13 protein-coding genes and 1 pseudogene are annotated in these 16,413 nt (G+C 72.2%); 7 read left to right on the plus strand and 7 right to left on the minus strand.

Annotated features, from left to right (window positions below; all coding sequences use genetic code 11):
• Position 1 precedes the first annotated feature (1 nt).
• Positions 2-2,107, minus strand: a complete 2,106-nt coding sequence (locus HD601_RS06370) for an MMPL family transporter (RefSeq protein ID WP_184820310.1) — start codon at positions 2,105-2,107, stop codon at positions 2-4.
• 84 nt (positions 2,108-2,191) lie between these two features.
• On the opposite strand from HD601_RS06370, the gene HD601_RS06375 reads away from it, so the two are divergent.
• Positions 2,192-2,800: a TetR/AcrR family transcriptional regulator gene (locus HD601_RS06375; RefSeq protein WP_184820312.1), complete on the plus strand. Its 609-nt coding sequence runs from the start codon at positions 2,192-2,194 to the stop codon at positions 2,798-2,800.
• A complete protein-coding gene (locus HD601_RS06380; protein ID WP_184820313.1) occupies positions 2,797-3,390 on the plus strand; it encodes a GNAT family N-acetyltransferase in 594 nt (197 codons plus the stop codon). Before HD601_RS06375 ends, HD601_RS06380 begins: the two co-directional genes overlap by 4 nt.
• A gap of 10 nt (positions 3,391-3,400) precedes the next feature.
• Here the strand turns inward: HD601_RS06380 and HD601_RS06385 are convergent, their stop codons facing one another.
• From HD601_RS06385 to fbaA, 3 genes are read right to left on the minus strand one after another with little or no spacing between them, the layout of a single operon-like run.
• Entirely contained in the window at positions 3,401-4,687 is a 1,287-nt protein-coding gene (locus HD601_RS06385; RefSeq protein ID WP_184820314.1) for an adenylosuccinate synthase, read from the minus strand.
• Positions 4,688-4,702: 15 nt separating this feature from the next.
• On the minus strand, positions 4,703-5,122 hold the full coding sequence (locus tag HD601_RS06390) for a DUF3151 domain-containing protein (RefSeq protein ID WP_184820315.1): 420 nt from the start codon (positions 5,120-5,122) through the stop codon (positions 4,703-4,705).
• Positions 5,122-6,144, minus strand: coding sequence for a class II fructose-bisphosphate aldolase (gene fbaA, locus HD601_RS06395; protein ID WP_184820316.1), 1,023 nt, complete (start codon positions 6,142-6,144; stop codon positions 5,122-5,124). The genes HD601_RS06390 and fbaA overlap by 1 nt, the downstream gene beginning before the upstream one ends.
• A 207-nt stretch (positions 6,145-6,351) precedes the next feature.
• Between fbaA and HD601_RS06400 the strand changes: the two genes are divergently transcribed.
• From HD601_RS06400 to HD601_RS33515, 3 genes are all read left to right on the plus strand, one after another.
• On the plus strand, positions 6,352-6,618 hold the full coding sequence (locus tag HD601_RS06400; RefSeq protein WP_184820317.1) for an HPr family phosphocarrier protein: 267 nt from the start codon (positions 6,352-6,354) through the stop codon (positions 6,616-6,618).
• A gap of 153 nt (positions 6,619-6,771) precedes the next feature.
• Positions 6,772-7,497 carry an FCD domain-containing protein gene (locus tag HD601_RS06405; protein WP_184820318.1) on the plus strand — a complete coding sequence of 242 codons (726 nt, stop codon included), beginning with the start codon at positions 6,772-6,774 and terminating at the stop codon, positions 7,495-7,497.
• Between the two features lie 76 nt (positions 7,498-7,573).
• Positions 7,574-9,220 carry a pectate lyase family protein gene (locus HD601_RS33515; RefSeq protein WP_246400319.1) on the plus strand — a complete coding sequence of 549 codons (1,647 nt, stop codon included), beginning with the start codon at positions 7,574-7,576 and terminating at the stop codon, positions 9,218-9,220.
• Between the two features lie 17 nt (positions 9,221-9,237).
• Here the strand turns inward: HD601_RS33515 and HD601_RS35470 are convergent.
• A pseudogene (locus HD601_RS35470) lies at positions 9,238-10,430 on the minus strand (MFS transporter); the annotation flags it as partial.
• A 140-nt stretch (positions 10,431-10,570) separates the two neighbouring features.
• Here HD601_RS35470 and HD601_RS06415 point away from each other — a divergent pair.
• Complete coding sequence (locus HD601_RS06415; protein WP_184820320.1) at positions 10,571-11,170, plus strand: superantigen-like protein SSL4; 600 nt, start codon at positions 10,571-10,573, stop codon at positions 11,168-11,170.
• Positions 11,171-11,188: 18 nt separating this feature from the next.
• On the opposite strand, the gene HD601_RS06420 is transcribed toward HD601_RS06415, so the two are convergent.
• Both HD601_RS06420 and HD601_RS06425 read right to left on the minus strand, forming a co-directional pair.
• On the minus strand, positions 11,189-12,703 hold the full coding sequence (locus tag HD601_RS06420) for an HNH endonuclease signature motif containing protein (RefSeq protein ID WP_184820322.1): 1,515 nt from the start codon (positions 12,701-12,703) through the stop codon (positions 11,189-11,191).
• A 53-nt stretch (positions 12,704-12,756) separates the two neighbouring features.
• Positions 12,757-13,407 carry a methyltransferase domain-containing protein gene (locus HD601_RS06425; RefSeq protein ID WP_184820324.1) on the minus strand — a complete coding sequence of 217 codons (651 nt, stop codon included), beginning with the start codon at positions 13,405-13,407 and terminating at the stop codon, positions 12,757-12,759.
• A gap of 215 nt (positions 13,408-13,622) precedes the next feature.
• On the opposite strand from HD601_RS06425, the gene HD601_RS06430 reads away from it, so the two are divergent.
• A complete protein-coding gene (locus HD601_RS06430; protein ID WP_184820326.1) occupies positions 13,623-16,172 on the plus strand; it encodes a polysaccharide lyase family 8 super-sandwich domain-containing protein in 2,550 nt (849 codons plus the stop codon).
• Positions 16,173-16,413: the final 241 nt, after the last annotated feature.

The following is a 16,413-nucleotide window of genomic DNA, read 5'->3' on the forward strand; positions in this document are numbered from 1 at the left end:
CCTATGCCTCGCTGAGGCCGACCCGGGCGTGCAGCCGGCGCAGCACGCGCGGGGCGTACCAGGCATGCCGGCCGAGCAGTCGCATCGACGCCGGCACGAGGACGCCGCGGACCACCGTCGCGTCGAGGAGGATCGCCAGCCCGCAGCCGAGGCCGAACAGCTGCAGGAAGCTGACCTGACCGGTGAGGAAGGCGAAGAACGAGACCGCGAGCAGCGCCGCCGCCGTCGTGACGATGCGGCCGGTGCGGGCCAGCCCGGTGACGGTCGCGTCGTGGATGCTCGCGCCGGCGTCGACCTGCTCGCGGATGCGGCTCATGACGAACACCTCGTAGTCCATCGAGAGCCCGAACACGATGCAGAACAGCAGCAGGATCATCGCGGTGTTCAACGGAGCCGGCGTGAAGCCGAGCACACCCGACAGCGCGCCGTCCTGGAAGACCATCACCAGCACACCGAACGTCGCGGCGAGCACCAGCACGTTCGACAGCAGCGCCCGCAGCGGCTGCACGACGCTGCCGGTGAAGAGGAACAGGATCACGAAGGTCGTCAGGGCGATCATCCCGGCCGCCACCGGCAATCCGGCGCCGACGGCGTCCAGGGTGTCGACGAGCTGGGCGCTCGAGCCGCCGACCAGCGCGTCCGCCCCGTCCGGCGGCGGCACCGCGCGGACGTCGCGGACGAGGTCGCGGGCGGCTCCGGAGGTCGGGTCGGCCGCAGTCACGACGGCGAGCAGCTCGGCTCCGGCCTCCGGCGCCGCCAGGCCGGTGTCGACCCGCTCGACGCCGGGCAGCTCGGACAGCCGGGTCGCGTAGTCGGCCAACGCGGCCTGGTCGACCGGCCCCGTCGTGACGACGTCCAGCGCGTTGGCCTCGCCGGCCGGGAAGTCGTCGCGCAGCGCGTCGCCGACCTGGCGGCTCTCGGCCGACGTCGGCAGGACCCGATCGTCGGGCATGCCGAACGTGATGCCGAGGACCGGCGCGGCCAGCGCCAGCAGCACTCCGACCACGGGCAGCACCGCGAGCGCGGGCCGGCGCATGACCCACCGGGCGAGCCGGCCCCAGAACGGCGCCTCGACACTGCGGGCCGCCCGCGTCCACGGCACCCGCCCGGCGTCGACCCGGTGGCCGAGCACGGTGAGCAGGGCCGGGAGCACCGTCAGCACGGCGACCACGGAGATGACGACGACGCCGATGCCCGCGTAGGCGAACGAGCGGAGGAAGTACAGCGGGAAGACGAGCAGCGCGGCCAGTGCCGCCGCGACCGCCAGGCCGCTGAACACGACCGCCCGCCCCGCCGTGCGGATGGTACGCACGACAGCGGCCGGCACGTCACCGTCCGCGTCGCGCGCCAGCTCCTCCCGGAACCGGCCCACCACCAGCAGCGCGTAGTCGATGGCCAGGCCCAGGCCGAGCGCCGTCGTCAGGTTGATCGAGAAGACCGAGACGTCGGTGTTCGCGGCCAGCACCGCCAGCTCGGCGAACGTGCCGACGATCGCGACCAGGCCGATGGCCAGCGGCAGCAGCGCCGCCACGAGGCTGCCGAACGCGAACACCAGCAGCACGAGGATGAGCGGGACGGCGATCGCCTCGGCCACCAGCAGGTCGGCGGCCACCTGCTCCACGACCTCGTCCTGGACCACCGCCGGACCACCCGCGACCACCCTCAGGCCGTCCTGTTCGCCGCGGAACCGTTCGGCGACCGCGGCTCCGTCCTCGGAGTCCGGGTCGGCCAGCGTCACCAGGATCAGCGCCCGGCTGCCGTCCGCGGAGCGCAACGACGGCGCGTCCGTGGTCCAGTACGACCGCGCGCCGGTGACCGCGGGGTCGGCGGCGATCCGCTCGGTCAACGCGGTGCCGCCGGCCGCGGCGTCGTCGACGGAGCCGCCGCCGGCCGCCGTCGCCAGCAGCACCAGGTCGGCCTGGCCACCGGCCGCCTCGATCAGTTCGGCCGCCGCGACGGACTCGGCGCCGGGGTCGGTGAAGCCCTCGGACTGCAGCTGCCCGAACGCGCCGGCCCCGACGACGCCGGCGCCGACGAGCACGACGACGGCGACGGCCAGGACGGCCCGGGCATGACGCACGACGAAGGCGGCGAGATGGTCCAGCATGCGCGTTCCTCACTGATGTGGACAGGCGTAAACTTGACGGGTGTCAACTTGCCATCGCATGTGGGTGGGTGTCAACATCTGCTGATGCCTGAGCCGACGGCGCGGTCGTCCTACCACCACGGCGACCTCCGCAACGCGCTCCTGACGGCCGGCGCCCAGCTGGCCGAGGAGGGCGGGCCCGACGCCGTCGGGGTCCGGGCGGCGTCGCGCATCGTCGGGGTCAGTCCCACCGCGGCCTACCGGCACTTCGAGAACGCCGAGGACCTGCTGGCGGGCGTCAAGGACCGGGCGTTCCAGGCCATGAACGAGGCGATGCGCGACCGTGTGGCCACCGTCCAGGACCCCCGCGACCGGCTCGAGGCGCTCGGCCGGGCCTACGTGGGGTTCGCGCTGGCCGAGCCCGGCCTGTTCCGGGTCGCGTTCTGCGAGAAGGGCGCGTTGCCGTTCGACGAGCTGCCGGCCCCGCTCGCCCTGGTCGCGCAGGTGATGGACGAGCTCGTGGCGGCCGGCCGGCTGCCGGTGGAGCGGCGGCCCATGGCCGAGATCGCCGCCTGGGCCTCCGTGCACGGCGTCGCCCGGCTGGCGCTCGACGGCCCGCTGGCGAACATCGCACCCGAGCTGTACACGGCCGCCGTCGACCGCGTCATCGACGTGACGTTGCGCGGCCTGACCGGAGAGGGCATCACGTCGTGATCATCCGACCGTACGCGCCCGGCGACGAGGACGCGCTCTACGACATCTGCCTGCGCACAGGCGACAACGGCGACGACGCGACCGGGCAGTTCGCCGACCCGCGGCTGCTCGGCGAGATCTTCGTCGGCCCGTACCTGCGGTTCGAGCCGTCGCTGGCGTTCGTCATCGACGACGGCGAGCCCGCGGGTTACGTGCTGGGCGCGCGGGACACCCCGGCGTTCGAGCGCGACTGCGAGCGCGAGTGGTGGCCGCCGCTGCGGCAGAAGTACCCGCCCGGCACGTTCCCGGCCGGGACGCGCGACGCCCACTACGTCACCGTCCTGCACGAGCGGCAGCCCGCGAACCCCGCCGTCGTGGCCGACTACCCCGCCCACCTGCACATCGATCTGCTCCCCCGCACCCAGGGCCGGGGCATGGGGCGGGCGCTCATGGAACGGCTGCTCGCGGCGCTGCACGACGCCGGGGCGCCCGGCGTGCACCTGGGCGTGGGCGCGGCGAACGCCCGGGCCATCGCGTTCTACGAGCACCTCGGGTTCACGACGCTGCGGGAGTCGCCGGGCGGTCGCACCATGGGCCGCCCGACGACGTGAGCCCGCGGTCTCAGCGGACGAGGTCCCGGATGGCGACGATCTGCTCGCGGCCCGGGCCGACGCCGACCGCCGACACCGGCGCCTTGCACATGTCCTCGACGGCCTCGATGTAGCGGCGCGCGGCCGGCGGGAGGTCGTCGAGGGTGCGGGCCCCGGTGATGTCGTCGTCCCAGCCCTCGAAGTACTCGAAGATCGGGACGGCGTGGTGGAACTCGGTCTGCGTCATGGGCATCTCGTCGTGCCGGACGCCGTCGATGTCATAGGCGACGCAGACCGGCACCGGGTCGTACCCCGTCAGCACGTCGAGCTTGGTGACGACGAGGTCGGTGGTGCCGTTGATGCGGGTGGCGTAGCGGCCGATGACGGTGTCGAGCCAGCCGCAGCGCCGCGGCCGCCCCGTCGTCGTGCCGAACTCGCCGCCCGCCTTGCGCAGGCGGTCGCCGTCGGCCCCGAAGAGCTCAGTGGGGAACGGGCCCTCGCCGACGCGGGTGGTGTAGGCCTTGAGCACCGCGATGACGCCGTCGATGCGCGTCGGCGGGATGCCCGAGCCGGTGCTGGCGCCGCCCGCCGTCGCGTTCGACGAGGTGACGAACGGGTAGGTGCCGTGGTCGACGTCGAGCAGCGTGGCCTGCCCGGCCTCCATGATGACGACCTTGCCGTCGGTGAGGGCCTGGTCGAGCAGCAGCGCGGTGTCGGTGACCATGGGCCGCAGCCGGTCGGCGTAGGCCAGCAGCTCGTCGGTCACCTCGTCGACGTCGGCCGCGCGCCGGTTGTAGACCTTCACGAGCAGCTGGTTCTTCTGCTCCAGCGCGCCCTCGACCTTCTGCCGCAGGATCTTCTCGTCGAAGAGGTCCTGCACCCGCAGCCCGACGCGCGACATCTTGTCGGCGTAGGTGGGGCCGATGCCGCGGCCGGTGGTGCCGATCTTGCGCTGACCGAGGAAGCGCTCGGTCACCTTGTCCAGCGTGCGGTTGTACGACGGGATCAGGTGCGCGTTGGCGCTCACGACCAGCTTCGACGTGTCGACGCCGCGCGCCTCGAGGCCGTCGAGCTCCTCGAACAGCACCCCGAGGTCGATGACGACGCCGTTGCCGATGACCGGCGTGACGCTGGGCGTCAGGATGCCCGACGGCAGCAGGTGCAGCGCGTAGGTCTCGCCGTCGATGACGACGGTGTGGCCGGCGTTGTTGCCGCCGTTGAACTTCACGACATAGTCGACCTGGCCGCCGATGAGGTCGGTGGCCTTGCCTTTGCCTTCGTCGCCCCATTGGGCGCCGACGAGCACGATGGCGGGCATGCGGTGGGTCTCCCCCTACTCCGTGGCGCTGAGCGCGGCGGCGGCTTCCTCGCTGGAGTCGCGGAGGAACTGGGCGCAACGGGTGGCCTCGTCGGTCTCGCCGATGGCCTCGGCGGCGCGGCCGAGCGCGTTCAGCGAGCGCAGGAAGCCGCGGTTCGGCTCGTGCGCCCACGGGATGGGCCCCTGGCCCCGCCAGCCGGCCCGCCGCAGCTGGTCCAGCCCGCGGTGGTAGCCGGTGCGGGCGAACGCATACGACGTGACGGGGTCGCCCGCGGCGAAGGCGCGGTCGGCCAGCGCGGCCCACGCCGGCGAGTACGCCGGGTGGGCCGCCGCCACGGTGGCGGGGTCGATGCCCGACTCGAGCGCCTCGCGGGCCGCGGGGTCGTCGGGCAGCAACGTCTCGGGCGGGCCGGAGAGCAGGTTCTCGCCCGGCATCAGCGAATCTTCTGGCCGGCCGACCGCAGCTGCTGGGTGGCCTCGACGACGCGCTCGGCCAGGCCCGCCTCGGCCAGCTTGCCCCAGGCGCGGGGGTCGTAGGCCTTCTTGTTGCCGACCTCGCCGTCGACCTTCAGCACGCCGTCGTAGTTGGTGAACATGTGCGACACGACGGGGCGGGTGAACGCGTACTGGGTGTCGGTGTCGATGTTCATCTTGATGACGCCGTAGTCGACGGCCGAGCCGATCTCTTCCGCCGTCGAGCCGGAGCCGCCGTGGAAGACGAGGTCGAAGGGCTTGTCCTTGCCGTAGCGCTCGCCGACGGACTGCTGGATGTCGCGCAGGATCTCGGGGCGCAGCTTGACGTTGCCCGGCTTGTAGACGCCGTGCACGTTGCCGAACGTCAGCGCCACGATGTAGCGGCCGCGCTCGCCCAGGCCGAGCGCCTCGGCGGTGGCCAGGCCGTCCTCGACCGTGGTGTAGAGCTTGTCGTTGATCTCGTGGGCGACGCCGTCCTCCTCGCCGCCGACGACGCCGACCTCGATCTCGAGGATGGTGTGCGCGTCGGCCGACAGCGCCAGCAGCTCCTCGGCGACCTTCAGGTTCTGGTCGAGCGGCACGGCCGAGCCGTCCCACATGTGCGAGTTGAACAGCGGGGCCTGGCCGTTCTTGACCCGCTCGGTCGACAGCGCGAGCAGCGGCTTCACCCACTGCTCGACGGCGTCGAGCGGCGCGTGGTCGGTGTGCAGCGCGATCTGCACGTCGTAGCTCTGCGCGACCTCGTAAGCGAAGGCGGAGAACGCCGCGGCACCCCGGACGCGATCCTTGATCGTCGGGCCGGAGATGTACTCGGCACCCCCGGTGGAGATCTGGATGATGCCGTCGCTCTCGGCTTCGGCGAACCCGCGGATCGCCGCGTTGATCGTCTGCGACGACGTCACGTTGATGGCGGGATAGGCGAACGAGCCGGCCTTGGCCCGGTCGATCATCTCGGCATAGACCTCGGGAGTGGCGATGGGCATAGACGCTCCGTTCCGGTCGGACGGCAGTCCCCAGCCGCCCGGGCTCACGCCCCACGTCAACGGGGGGCACGCATGTCAGGCCCAGTATTCACCGGAACGGGCCGGTAACGCGAAACCGTCCGCGCCGGCCGCCTGATCAGGGCCGTTCGGGACCTCGGCGGCTAGGCTGGAGCCCGCATCACCCACGACCTCAGCAGAGGAGACGCCGTGCCCGAGCGCACCGCAGTCGTCGCAAGCAAGGCCGGGCTGCACGCCCGGCCCGCCGCTGTCTTCGTCAAGGCCGCCGCGGAACAGCCCACGAAGGTCTCGATCCGCAAGCCCGACGGCGAACCGGTCGACGCCTCCAGCATCCTGTCGATCATGACGCTCGGCGTCGAGCAGGGCGACCAGGTCATCCTGTCCGCCGATGGCGACAAGGCCGACCAGGCCCTCGACACCCTGGTCGCGCTGCTGGAACGCGACCTCGACGAGTAGCACCACCCTCAGCACGACGCACGGACGCTGCAGGTGGTTCACCCACCTGCGGCGTTGCTTTTTCACGGGGGGCACACGGGGGGCAACCGCTTGTGGCGCCCGACATTGCTCGGTTATCCTACAAATCAGACGCCATGGCGGGAGGAGTTTGACGTGGCACAGGGGGACCAGCTCACGAGACTGACGGCGCTGCCGCGACCACCAAGCCTGCACGAGTCCGTTCAGACGGCACTGCGCGACTACATCCTCACCAACGGCCTGCGCGCCGGCGACGGCCTGCCCGCCGAGGGCGCACTGGCCCAGCAGCTCGGCGTGAGCCGCAACTCCGTCCGCGAGGCGGTCAAGGGCCTGGTGTCCCTCGGCATCCTCGAGACCCGGCGCGGCAGCGGGGTGTTCGTCAAGGACTTCTCGCTCTCACTGCTCATCGACAACCTCCCGTTCAACCTGCTGTTCGACTCCAGCGAGCTGGCCGACCTGCTCGAGGTGCGCCGCGCCGTCGAGAACGACCTCATCGAGCGCGCGGTGGGCAACATGACCGACCGCACCCGCTCCGAGCTCGAGCAGATCCTCAGCGAGATGAAGGAGAAGTCCGACCGCGGCGAGGACGTGCTCGACGAGGATCGCCGCTTCCACCGCACGATGTTCGCCGACGCCGGCAACGCCGTCGCCCTCAAGCTGCTCGACGCGTTCTGGCTGACCATGAGCCGCGCCGTCGAGCAACGCTCCGAGATCGCCGACGACCGGCCGTCGGACACCTACCGGCAGCACGACGCCATCTACCGGGCGGCGCTCGGCGGCGACGCCGCTGCCGTCCAGGACGCCCTGACCGACCACTACTCCCCCATCCTGACCCGGCTGGACCGCACCGGGCCGCTCTAGGTCACTTCCGCATCGCCGTCCGGGCGCGGACCAGCACGGTCCGCGCCCCGCTGAACCCTGCCTTCGAGGAGTCGCCATGACCGTGTCGCCGCTGACCCGTCGTTCGTTGCTGGGAGTCGCCGGAGCGGGAGCGGTGGGGGCGGCGGCCGCGGGAGTGGCGGCGGCCGACCCGAGCGGGGCCGAGGCTGACACCGTCCCGTCGAAGGGGGCGGCGGAACAGACGATCGTCAACGGGCGGGTGCGGGCGCTGCGCACCTGCGGCTACGCCGAGGCCGGTGACGGCGGCGGCGCGCTCTACCGGCGGCTCGACTCCGCACCCGCAGAGCCGGACCGCTGGCACCTGCGGACCCGCGACGGCGCCTGGTGGGAGCTCGCCGAGGACGTCGTCTCGGTACGGGCACTGGGGGCTCGTGGTGACTACGACCTCGTGGCCGGCACCGGTTCCGACGACACCGCGGCCCTGCAGGCCGCGGCCCGACGCGGCGGGACGGTGTACGTGCCGGGGGTCGACGGCGCCTACCTGGTGACGGACTCGATCAGCCTGCTCACGGACGGCACGCACTGGTTCGGCGACGGGCTGCGGTCGCGGATCACGCTGGTGTCGGAGCCGGGCGGGGCGGGCGAGCTGCTGGGCATCCACGGGTCGGCGCCGTCGACGCCGTCCGGGCCGCCGCAGCGGTACGTGCAGGGCGTGCGGGTCAGCGGGCTGCACCTCGACACCGCCGACGGGTCCAACGACAACGGCCTCGGCGGCTCGTTCTGCCGCGACGTGCAGGTCGACAACCTCTACTTCTCCCGCATCGGGCGCAAGGCGCTGACGTTCCAGTACCACTGCTCGAACATCCGCTGCCGCGACGTGACGGTGTACGAGGCGGCCACGGAGCCGCGGTCCACGCACGCCGTCATCAGCATCGAGGGCCAGACCGCCGGCGTCGATCTGTCCTACTACCCGGGCGGCACCACCAGCACCGCGGACCTCGGGGGCGCCGACGTCCACGACATCGCGTTCAGCGACATCACCTGCCACTCCACCGGCTACAACTACGTCGTCGTCTCCAACGCGCACCGCGTGCGGTTCGACGGGCTGGCGCTCGGCGACACCGCCGGGGCCGGGTCGTTCGTGATCTTCACGCGCAAGGTCTGGGACAGCCACGTCCGCGGCGTGCGCGGCGGCGACACGGCCCGGCGGTTCCTCGAGATCGGCGAGCAGGCCGACTCGTGCACGTTCTCGGACCTGCGCTTCGGGTCGACGACAGGCACCGGTGCCGACGGCCGGGCCGTGCGGATCGGCGGGACCCGGGTGCGGCTGGCCGATGTCGCGTTCCGGCACGGCAACGCGGTGGCGCTGGAGGCCGTGCTGGTGGCCGGCGCCGACGCCACCATCACCGGCCTGCACGTGGCCGAGTGCGCGTCGCAGTACGTCCTCAACGCGCCGCCGGCGGGTGTGCGGCTCAAGCTCACCGACTCGACGTTCGTGTCCGCGGCCGGCGCGGCGTTCCGGATCAAGGGCGAGCAGGCGCAGGTCGCGGGGAACCACTTCCGCACGCCGGCCGGGCCCTTCGCCGGGCGGTTCGAGGGGCCGGGCAACGTGTTCACTGCGAACCACGTGGCCGGCACGGCGCCGGGGCGGCTCGTGGTGACGGCCGAAGCCTCCGTCGTCGCGGCGCTGAACGTCTTCGAGTCCGGCGAGACCGACGGCGCGGTGGGGGGCGGGCAGGGCTGAGAGCTCACCTCGTCGGGGCGGGTGCGCGGCAGCCGCCACGCCGCACCCAGCCCGATCAGCCCGGCGGCGGCGAGCACGGCCATGGCCAGCCCGTACGCCCGTTCCGGGGTCGCCGTCAGCCCGGCCACCAGCACGGTGCCGGCGATCGCCGTCCCCAGGGTGGAGCCGAGGTTCGAGATGCTGCGCGACAGTCCCGAGATCTCGCCCTGCAGCTCCTCGCCGAAGCTCGACTGCACGACGTTGACCGACGGCGTCAGCATCAGACCGAGTCCCAGGCCGATCAGCAGCAGGCCCGGGGCGAACGCCCACACCGACGGCGAGCCGACCACCATGAGCAGCAGCAGCCCGATGCCGCCGATGGTGAGCGCGAAGCCGGCCACGATGAGCGTGCGCTGCGACCGCCGCTGCGCCAGCCGCTCGGCGGCCAGCGACGACGCCAGCAGGCCGGCGGTGGCGGCGGTGAAGATCACGCCGGTCTCGATCGCGTCGTAGCCGCGGACCACCTGCAGGAACGTCGCGACGACGAACGACGTGCCCATGAGCAGCAGCCACTGCGCGTTCTGTGTCACCAGGCCGAGGTTGGCCGTGCGGCTGCGGAACACCGCCGTCGACAGCAGGGCCTCCTCGCCGGCCCGCTCCTTCGCGCGGATGGACCACACGAAGCCGGCCAGCACCAGCGCGCCCACCACCAGCAGCCCGAGCATCAGCCAGCCGTTGTCGTCGGCCGCGAGGATGCCCGTCACCAACAGGATCAGTCCCGTCGCCGACAGCACCGCACCACGGACGTCGAACGGGCGGTCCGGCTCCGGCGGCAGGGGGTCGCGCAGGTCGCGGCTCATCCAGACGATCGCCGCGATGACGAGCGCCTGGAAGACGAACGCCGCCCGCCAGCTGATCGCCGACGTGATCAGGCCGCCGATCAGCGGGCCGGCCGCGCCGCCGACGCCGCCCATCGCACTGATGACGCCGAACGCCCGGGCCCGATCAGGCCGGCCAGGAAGCAGCGCTTGCGGCCGTACTTGTCGGTCAGCTTGCCGCCGGGGATCATCAACGCCGCCATCACCAGCAGGAAGATCGTGATGGCCACCTGGACGCCCTGCACGGTGGTGTCGAGGTCGCGGCCGATGTCGTTGATCATCACGTTCATGTTCGAGCCGGCGAAGCTGCAGATGAACTGGGCCAGCGCGAGCGGAACGAGAACCCGGCGCATGGCACACACCCCCCGGCCTCGATGCTGGCACGGGCGTCGCGCCGAGACCAGGCCCAGAGTCAGCGATTGTCCCCTGCCGCGTGGCGGGTGCGTGCTAGCGTGCGGCGCGGTCTTTCCGCCCTCTGCCTTTGGGACGTTTCATGTCGCTGTCGCTCGTCCGCCGTACCGCTGTCCTGTCGGCGTCCGTGATGCTCGCTCTGGTCGTGACCGACTGCGGCTCCGACGACGATCCCGCCGCGGACGGCACCGACTCGCCGTCGCCGACCATCACCCTCCCGGTCGAGCCGCCGACGGACGAGCCCACGGACGAGCCGGCCTCGACCCCGTCGGACACGGTGACCCTGCCGGTCGAGTCCCCGACCACCCCGCCGGAGGACGCGGGTGGCTCGCCCGAGACCACCGCGGCGGCGATCACGCGGTTCGAGACCTTCCTGCACGCGCTGGGCAACGCAGACGTGCCGACGATGTGCGAGATCGCGGGGCCGGCCGCCGCCCAGGCCGAGGCCGACGGCTTCGGCCCGTGCGAGGCGACCATGGCGATGATGGCCGGGATGCCGTCGGCTGAGCAGACGGCGGCCCTGAAGACCGCGACCATCGACCCCGAACTGGTCGACGACAGCACTCCCGGCCAGGTCATCATCCCGGTCGAGGCCATCGTGGCCGACGCCTCGTTCAGCACCGAGGACCTCGGCGACACCGTCCTCGCCTACCAGGACGGCGACTGGTTCGTCGTCGACTGACCGGCGCGACGCAAGCGGTCAGAACGGCGGATCGTCGGGTGTGGGCGCGGCTCGGGCGGGACCGCTGACGATCGTGCGGCCGGTGGGGCTGATCCAGCGCAGGGTGCCCGGCTCGGGCTGGTCGACCGTGAACGGACCATGGTGCTTGATCAGGTGGTGCTTGCGGCACAGCGCGACCAGGTTCGCCGCGCAGGTGGAGCCGCCGGCGCTGTATGCGTGGACATGGTCGAGGTCGCAGCGGACGGCGGGGACGGCGCACCCGGGCGCCTTGCAGGTCCTATCGCGCAGCAGAACGTGATCGACGAGGTCGCGGGTGGGTGTGTAGCGAGTGCGCCCGTGGTCGAGAACGGCGCCGGTGACCGGATCGCAGCCGACCCACTGCCAGATCCCGGCTGCGGCCAGCTCGCGCGCGACCCGGGCTGGGATGGGGCCGTATCCGTCCAGGTCACCCGGTTCCTCGTCGAGCCCTGCGAGCGTCGTGAGCGAGACCGTGACCTGGACCGCGACCGGGCGCCCGTGCGCGCCGCTCAGTGACAGTCCGGCCGCCGCCTCGCGAAGCGGGCTTCGGGCCGCGTCGTCGCCGCTCGCCGTCGTGCCGGCTGCGGCCGGATCGATGCGGCCGGCGGCGAGTGCGGCCCACGCGAGCCGCGCGAGGACGTCCGCACGACGCTGGTCGCGAGTGCGGGCACGGGCGTCACCCGCGTCCGCGTCGGCTCGTTTCAGGGCCTTCTCGCCCGAGTCGAGGACCGCCTCGACCGCGGCGGCGTCCTCGGCACGCATCAGCGCCTCGATCCACGCCATCCCGTTCTCGGCCGGCGACACCCGCACGCACCGATCCGCCGCCGCGCGCGCCCGGCTCTCCTCGGCCTCCTGAGGTGCCAGCCGATGCACCAGGCCCTTCAGTCGACGCCGTAGTTGATCGGTGTTCTGCTCGCCGGCGCGCCCCAGGACGGCCGCCTCGACCGCCGCCGCGATCTCGCTGTCGTGCCGACCCAGCTCGGACATGATCAGCCGCGCCCGCCGCTCGTCGATCTCGCCCTGCGCCAGGGCGGCATGCGTCGCAGGGAAGTCGCGCACCAGCTGCACCGACTCGTTGACCAGGTACTCCGCCTGCCCCGAGGTCAGCGCCAGCGGCGCCGTCAGCTCCAGAGCCGCACACGACTCGGCGCTGACCGACCGGTAGCCGGCCGCCGGCTGAGCCGGCGCCAGCTCCGGGCGTGATGCCAACTCCTCGACCAAGGTCGCCTGCAGGGCTCGGGCCTGGGACATCACTCGTTGGCACGAGGCGATCAACTCGCTGAGCTCGTCGGCCGCCACCTCTGCCGCGCCGAGTTCGTCCACGACGGCCAGCGCGGCCAGTTCCGCGCGGATCGGGGCCACCGTCGACACCTGGATGGCCGGCACCACCTCGGTGACCGGCACGATGTCGCCGTCGACCAGCCAGCACGCGACGTCGGAGCCGGGTTCGCACTCGTCGAACCACGACACGTCGGCGGGTGCTCCCGCCGTCTCCGCGTCCAGCATGATGACCATACGTCGCATTCTATCGCATATGTGTTCGGATCGCCTCTTCTACATGCGCATCCTCAACTCTCCCTGCGGGCGAGGAAGTAGGCGAACGACCGGCCCGCTCCCTTGGGGTTGGGCTGATCGAGGCGTGCGGTGATGGTCAGGCCCGCATCGGTGAGCAGCGACGCGATGAGCTCGCCCGGAAACAGGAACCACTCGTAGGTGACGGGGTGGACGCCGTAGGCCTCGGTCGGCCGGAGGTGCTCGTCGGCGCCGAGATGGGTGCCGAGCAGCAGGTGACCGCCGGGCGCGAGGACGCGGTGGAACTCGGCGAACACGCCGGGTAGCTCCTCGGCCGGCAGGTGGTGGGTGGAGAAGTGCGCGACGGCGCCGCCCAGCTCGCCGTCGGGCAGGTCGAGCGCCGTGATGGAGCCGACACGGAAGTCCAGGTCCGGATGCGCCGCGCGGGCATGCTCGATCATGCGCGGCGAGAGATCGATGCCGGACACGTCGAGCCCGTGGCCGGCCAGCACCGCCGTCAGCCCGCCGGGGCCGCACCCGAGATCGGCGACCGGGCCCTTGCTCTCGGCCAGCACGATCTCGGCGAACGCCCGCAGCATGGCGTGGCCGAGCGGGCCGAGCCGCGTCGCCGGATAGCGCTCGACGTAGGTGTCGGCGACGGTGTCGTAGGACGTACTGATGGCATCGAGGAAGGCGGCGTCAGTCACCCGCCCGACGCTAGCCGCCGCCACCGACAGCCGTGTGCGCGTTCGACGGGAGGTCCTGCGCTGGACCCACCGTCGGGCGTCCGCTCCGGACCCTCGCACCCGGCGTCGGCCAGGAAGGCGAACAGCGCCCACGGTGACCGGCAAGCGCTTGCCAGCGGCATCCTCGCGTGCTTGACTCCCGCCCGTAAGGTCTAGACCTCTGCCGAGGAGGACCCGTGGAGATGAGCCGCCGCCGAGTGCTGTCGATCCTGTCCGCGGCCGGTCTGGCCGCGGCCGTGCCGCCCCTGAAGGCGGGCGCGTCCCCCGGCCCGGGAGCGACACCGGGCCCGACACCGGGAACCGATCGGCTGCTCGCCAACACCACGACGATCTTCGCCGGCACGCCGGAGGTGAACACCCACCCGGCCGTCGCGGCCAAGCTGACCGCCGTCGACAGCACCGCCGCGACCTGGCGCACCGCCCTCACCAACGCCGGGGACGGCGAGCTGTTCGCCGGTCTCCCGCTCGGCACCAGCGATCCCAACCTCAACGCCAGCTTCCAGCATCTCTACGAGATCGCGCTGGCCACCGCCACCCCAGGGACCACCCTGCACGGAGACGAGACGGCACAGCAAGAGGTGAAAGACGGCCTCGTGTGGCTGCACGAGCACTACTACGGCGACCAGTCGGCGGGCTACTACGGCAACTGGTTCACCTGGGAGATCGGCATCTCGACGCACGTCGGCAAGACCCTCGCGCTGCTCGCGGAAGCGGCCCCCGCCGACCTGACCACTACCTACGTCGCCTCGATGGACGCCTACCTGCGCAACGGCACGGACGGCGACGTGAACCTGGACTCGCGGTTCCACACCGGCGCGAACCTCGCCGACATCACGACGAACCGGATGATCCAGGGGGCGCTGCTCGGCGACGAGGCCCGCATCCGCAAGGCGATCGAGGACCAGCTCACCGTCTTCGCCACCATCGACCCCTACGCGCTGCGCCACGGCAACACCGACGGCTACTACGCCGACGGCTCGTTCATCCAGCACCACTCGGTCGCCTACACCGGCTCGTACGGCCGGGCCCTGCTGACCCGGGTCGTGCAGACGCTGAAGATCCTGGACGGGACGGGGTTCGCCGACGGCGCCGTGCTGGTGCCCGTCGTGCAGCGGTGGGTGACCGACGGGTTCGCGCCGCTGATCTTCGAGGGCTGGATGATGGAGATCGTCAAGGGCCGGGCGGTCTCGCGGACGGCGACGGGGTACTCCGACGTCGCGACGGTGGTCGAGGCCGTCGTCGACCTCGCCGAGCACGCCGGCGACCAGGACCGGGGCAGGCTGCGCGGCTACGTGAAGGCGATCCGGTCGACCTCGCGGGCGAGCCTGAACCCGGCCACGTTCGTCTCGCCGGTCAGCGCCGCGGCGTACGCCGACCTCGTCGCCGACGACACCGTCGAGCCGGCCGACCTCAATCCGCCGGAGCGCTGCGTCGCGTTCAACGCCATGGACAAGACCGTCCACCGCCGCCCCGGCTACGCGTTCGCGCTGGCCCGCAGCTCGGACCGGATCAGCAAGTACGAGTACATGAACCACGAGAACCTCATGCCCTGGTTCCAGGGCGACGGCGCGCACTACCTGTACCTGTCGGGTGCCGACCAGAGCCAGGCCTTCGGCGTCGACTACTTCACGACGGTGTCGCCGTACGGCCTCGCCGGGGTCACCGCGCCGGTCGAGGAGCGCCGGACGATCCCGCAGCTCTACGGCACGCCGTACTACGAGAACCCCGGTCACCCGCTGAACTTCACGTCGTCGTCGGAGTCGCAGAACACCTACGTCTACTTCCCGCGCGGCACCAACGGCCACTCCGGCGGCGCGACGCTGGGCGCCTACGGGAGCGCCGCGCTGGTGCAGTCGAGCGACGTCGCGTGGGCGGCGAAGCAGGACGGGGTCCTGCCGGACGACTTCGTGGTCTACCGCAACGCGACGGCGACGAAGTCGTGGTTCCTGTTCGACGACGAGATCGTCGTGCTCGCCGCCGGGGTCGGGGGTGACGCCGGCCGGGGCGCGACGAGCACCGTCGACGCCCGCATCGCCCCCGCGGCCGACCCGGTGACGGCGACCGGCGCGCTCCGGTCCGGCGCCTCGTGGACCGGTCCGGGCACCGCCGACCTCGCCTGGCTGCGCTACGCGAACCCGGCGCAGGGCAGCGCGGTCGGCTACGTGTTCCTGTCGCAGCAGCCGGTCCGGGTCGCGCTGGACACCGTCACGCGCAGCCGCCGCGTGGTCCGCACCTCGAACCCGGATACCGCCGTCACCAAGCGCGTCTTCGGCGTGGCCGTCGACCACGCGGCCGATGCGGCACCGTCGTCGCACGTCTGGGCGCTGGTCCCGCACGCGACCGAAGCGACCTTGGCGGCGTATGGCACGGCGAGCCCGATCGAGGTGCTGGCGAACACCGCCGACGTCCAGGCCGTGCGTCACACCGGACTGCGCCTGACCGGCGTCAACACCTTCTCAGCGGGGCCGCACGAGGCCGGCGGGCTCTCCGTCGATGGACCGGCGTCGGTGCTGGCGCAGACGCGGGCCGGCCGGCTCACCACGGTCGCGGTCTCGGACCCGACGATGGACCGCGACGCGATCGAGGTGCTGCTGCCCGGCCGGACGCTGACCCGCGTGGCCGGCGACCGAGCGGTCACCGTCGAGCACACGGCCGGCGGCGCCCTGCTGCGGGTCGGCACCCACCAGGCCTACGGCCGCTCTTTCGGGATCACCCTGCGCGGCTGACCTGCGCGCCGACGCCGCACCCATCGCGCCCAGTAGCTCGCGCCGAAGTTCCGTCCTGGCCGGCATCATCACGATGGCCAGTACCTGGCCTCGACGCACATGTGAAGGTTAGAGCCGCGAGGGGAATCGCAACACCAGCAGCAAATCCGCCGAGCGAAGCCTTCCGCCAATGCTCACTATACGGTAGAAAGATCACGTTGGGCCCGTCGCCCCGACGCGACGAGTTCGTTCGCATCCCATG

This window comes from Jiangella mangrovi (genome assembly GCF_014204975.1).
GTDB classification, from domain to species: Bacteria; Actinomycetota; Actinomycetes; order Jiangellales; family Jiangellaceae; genus Jiangella; species Jiangella mangrovi.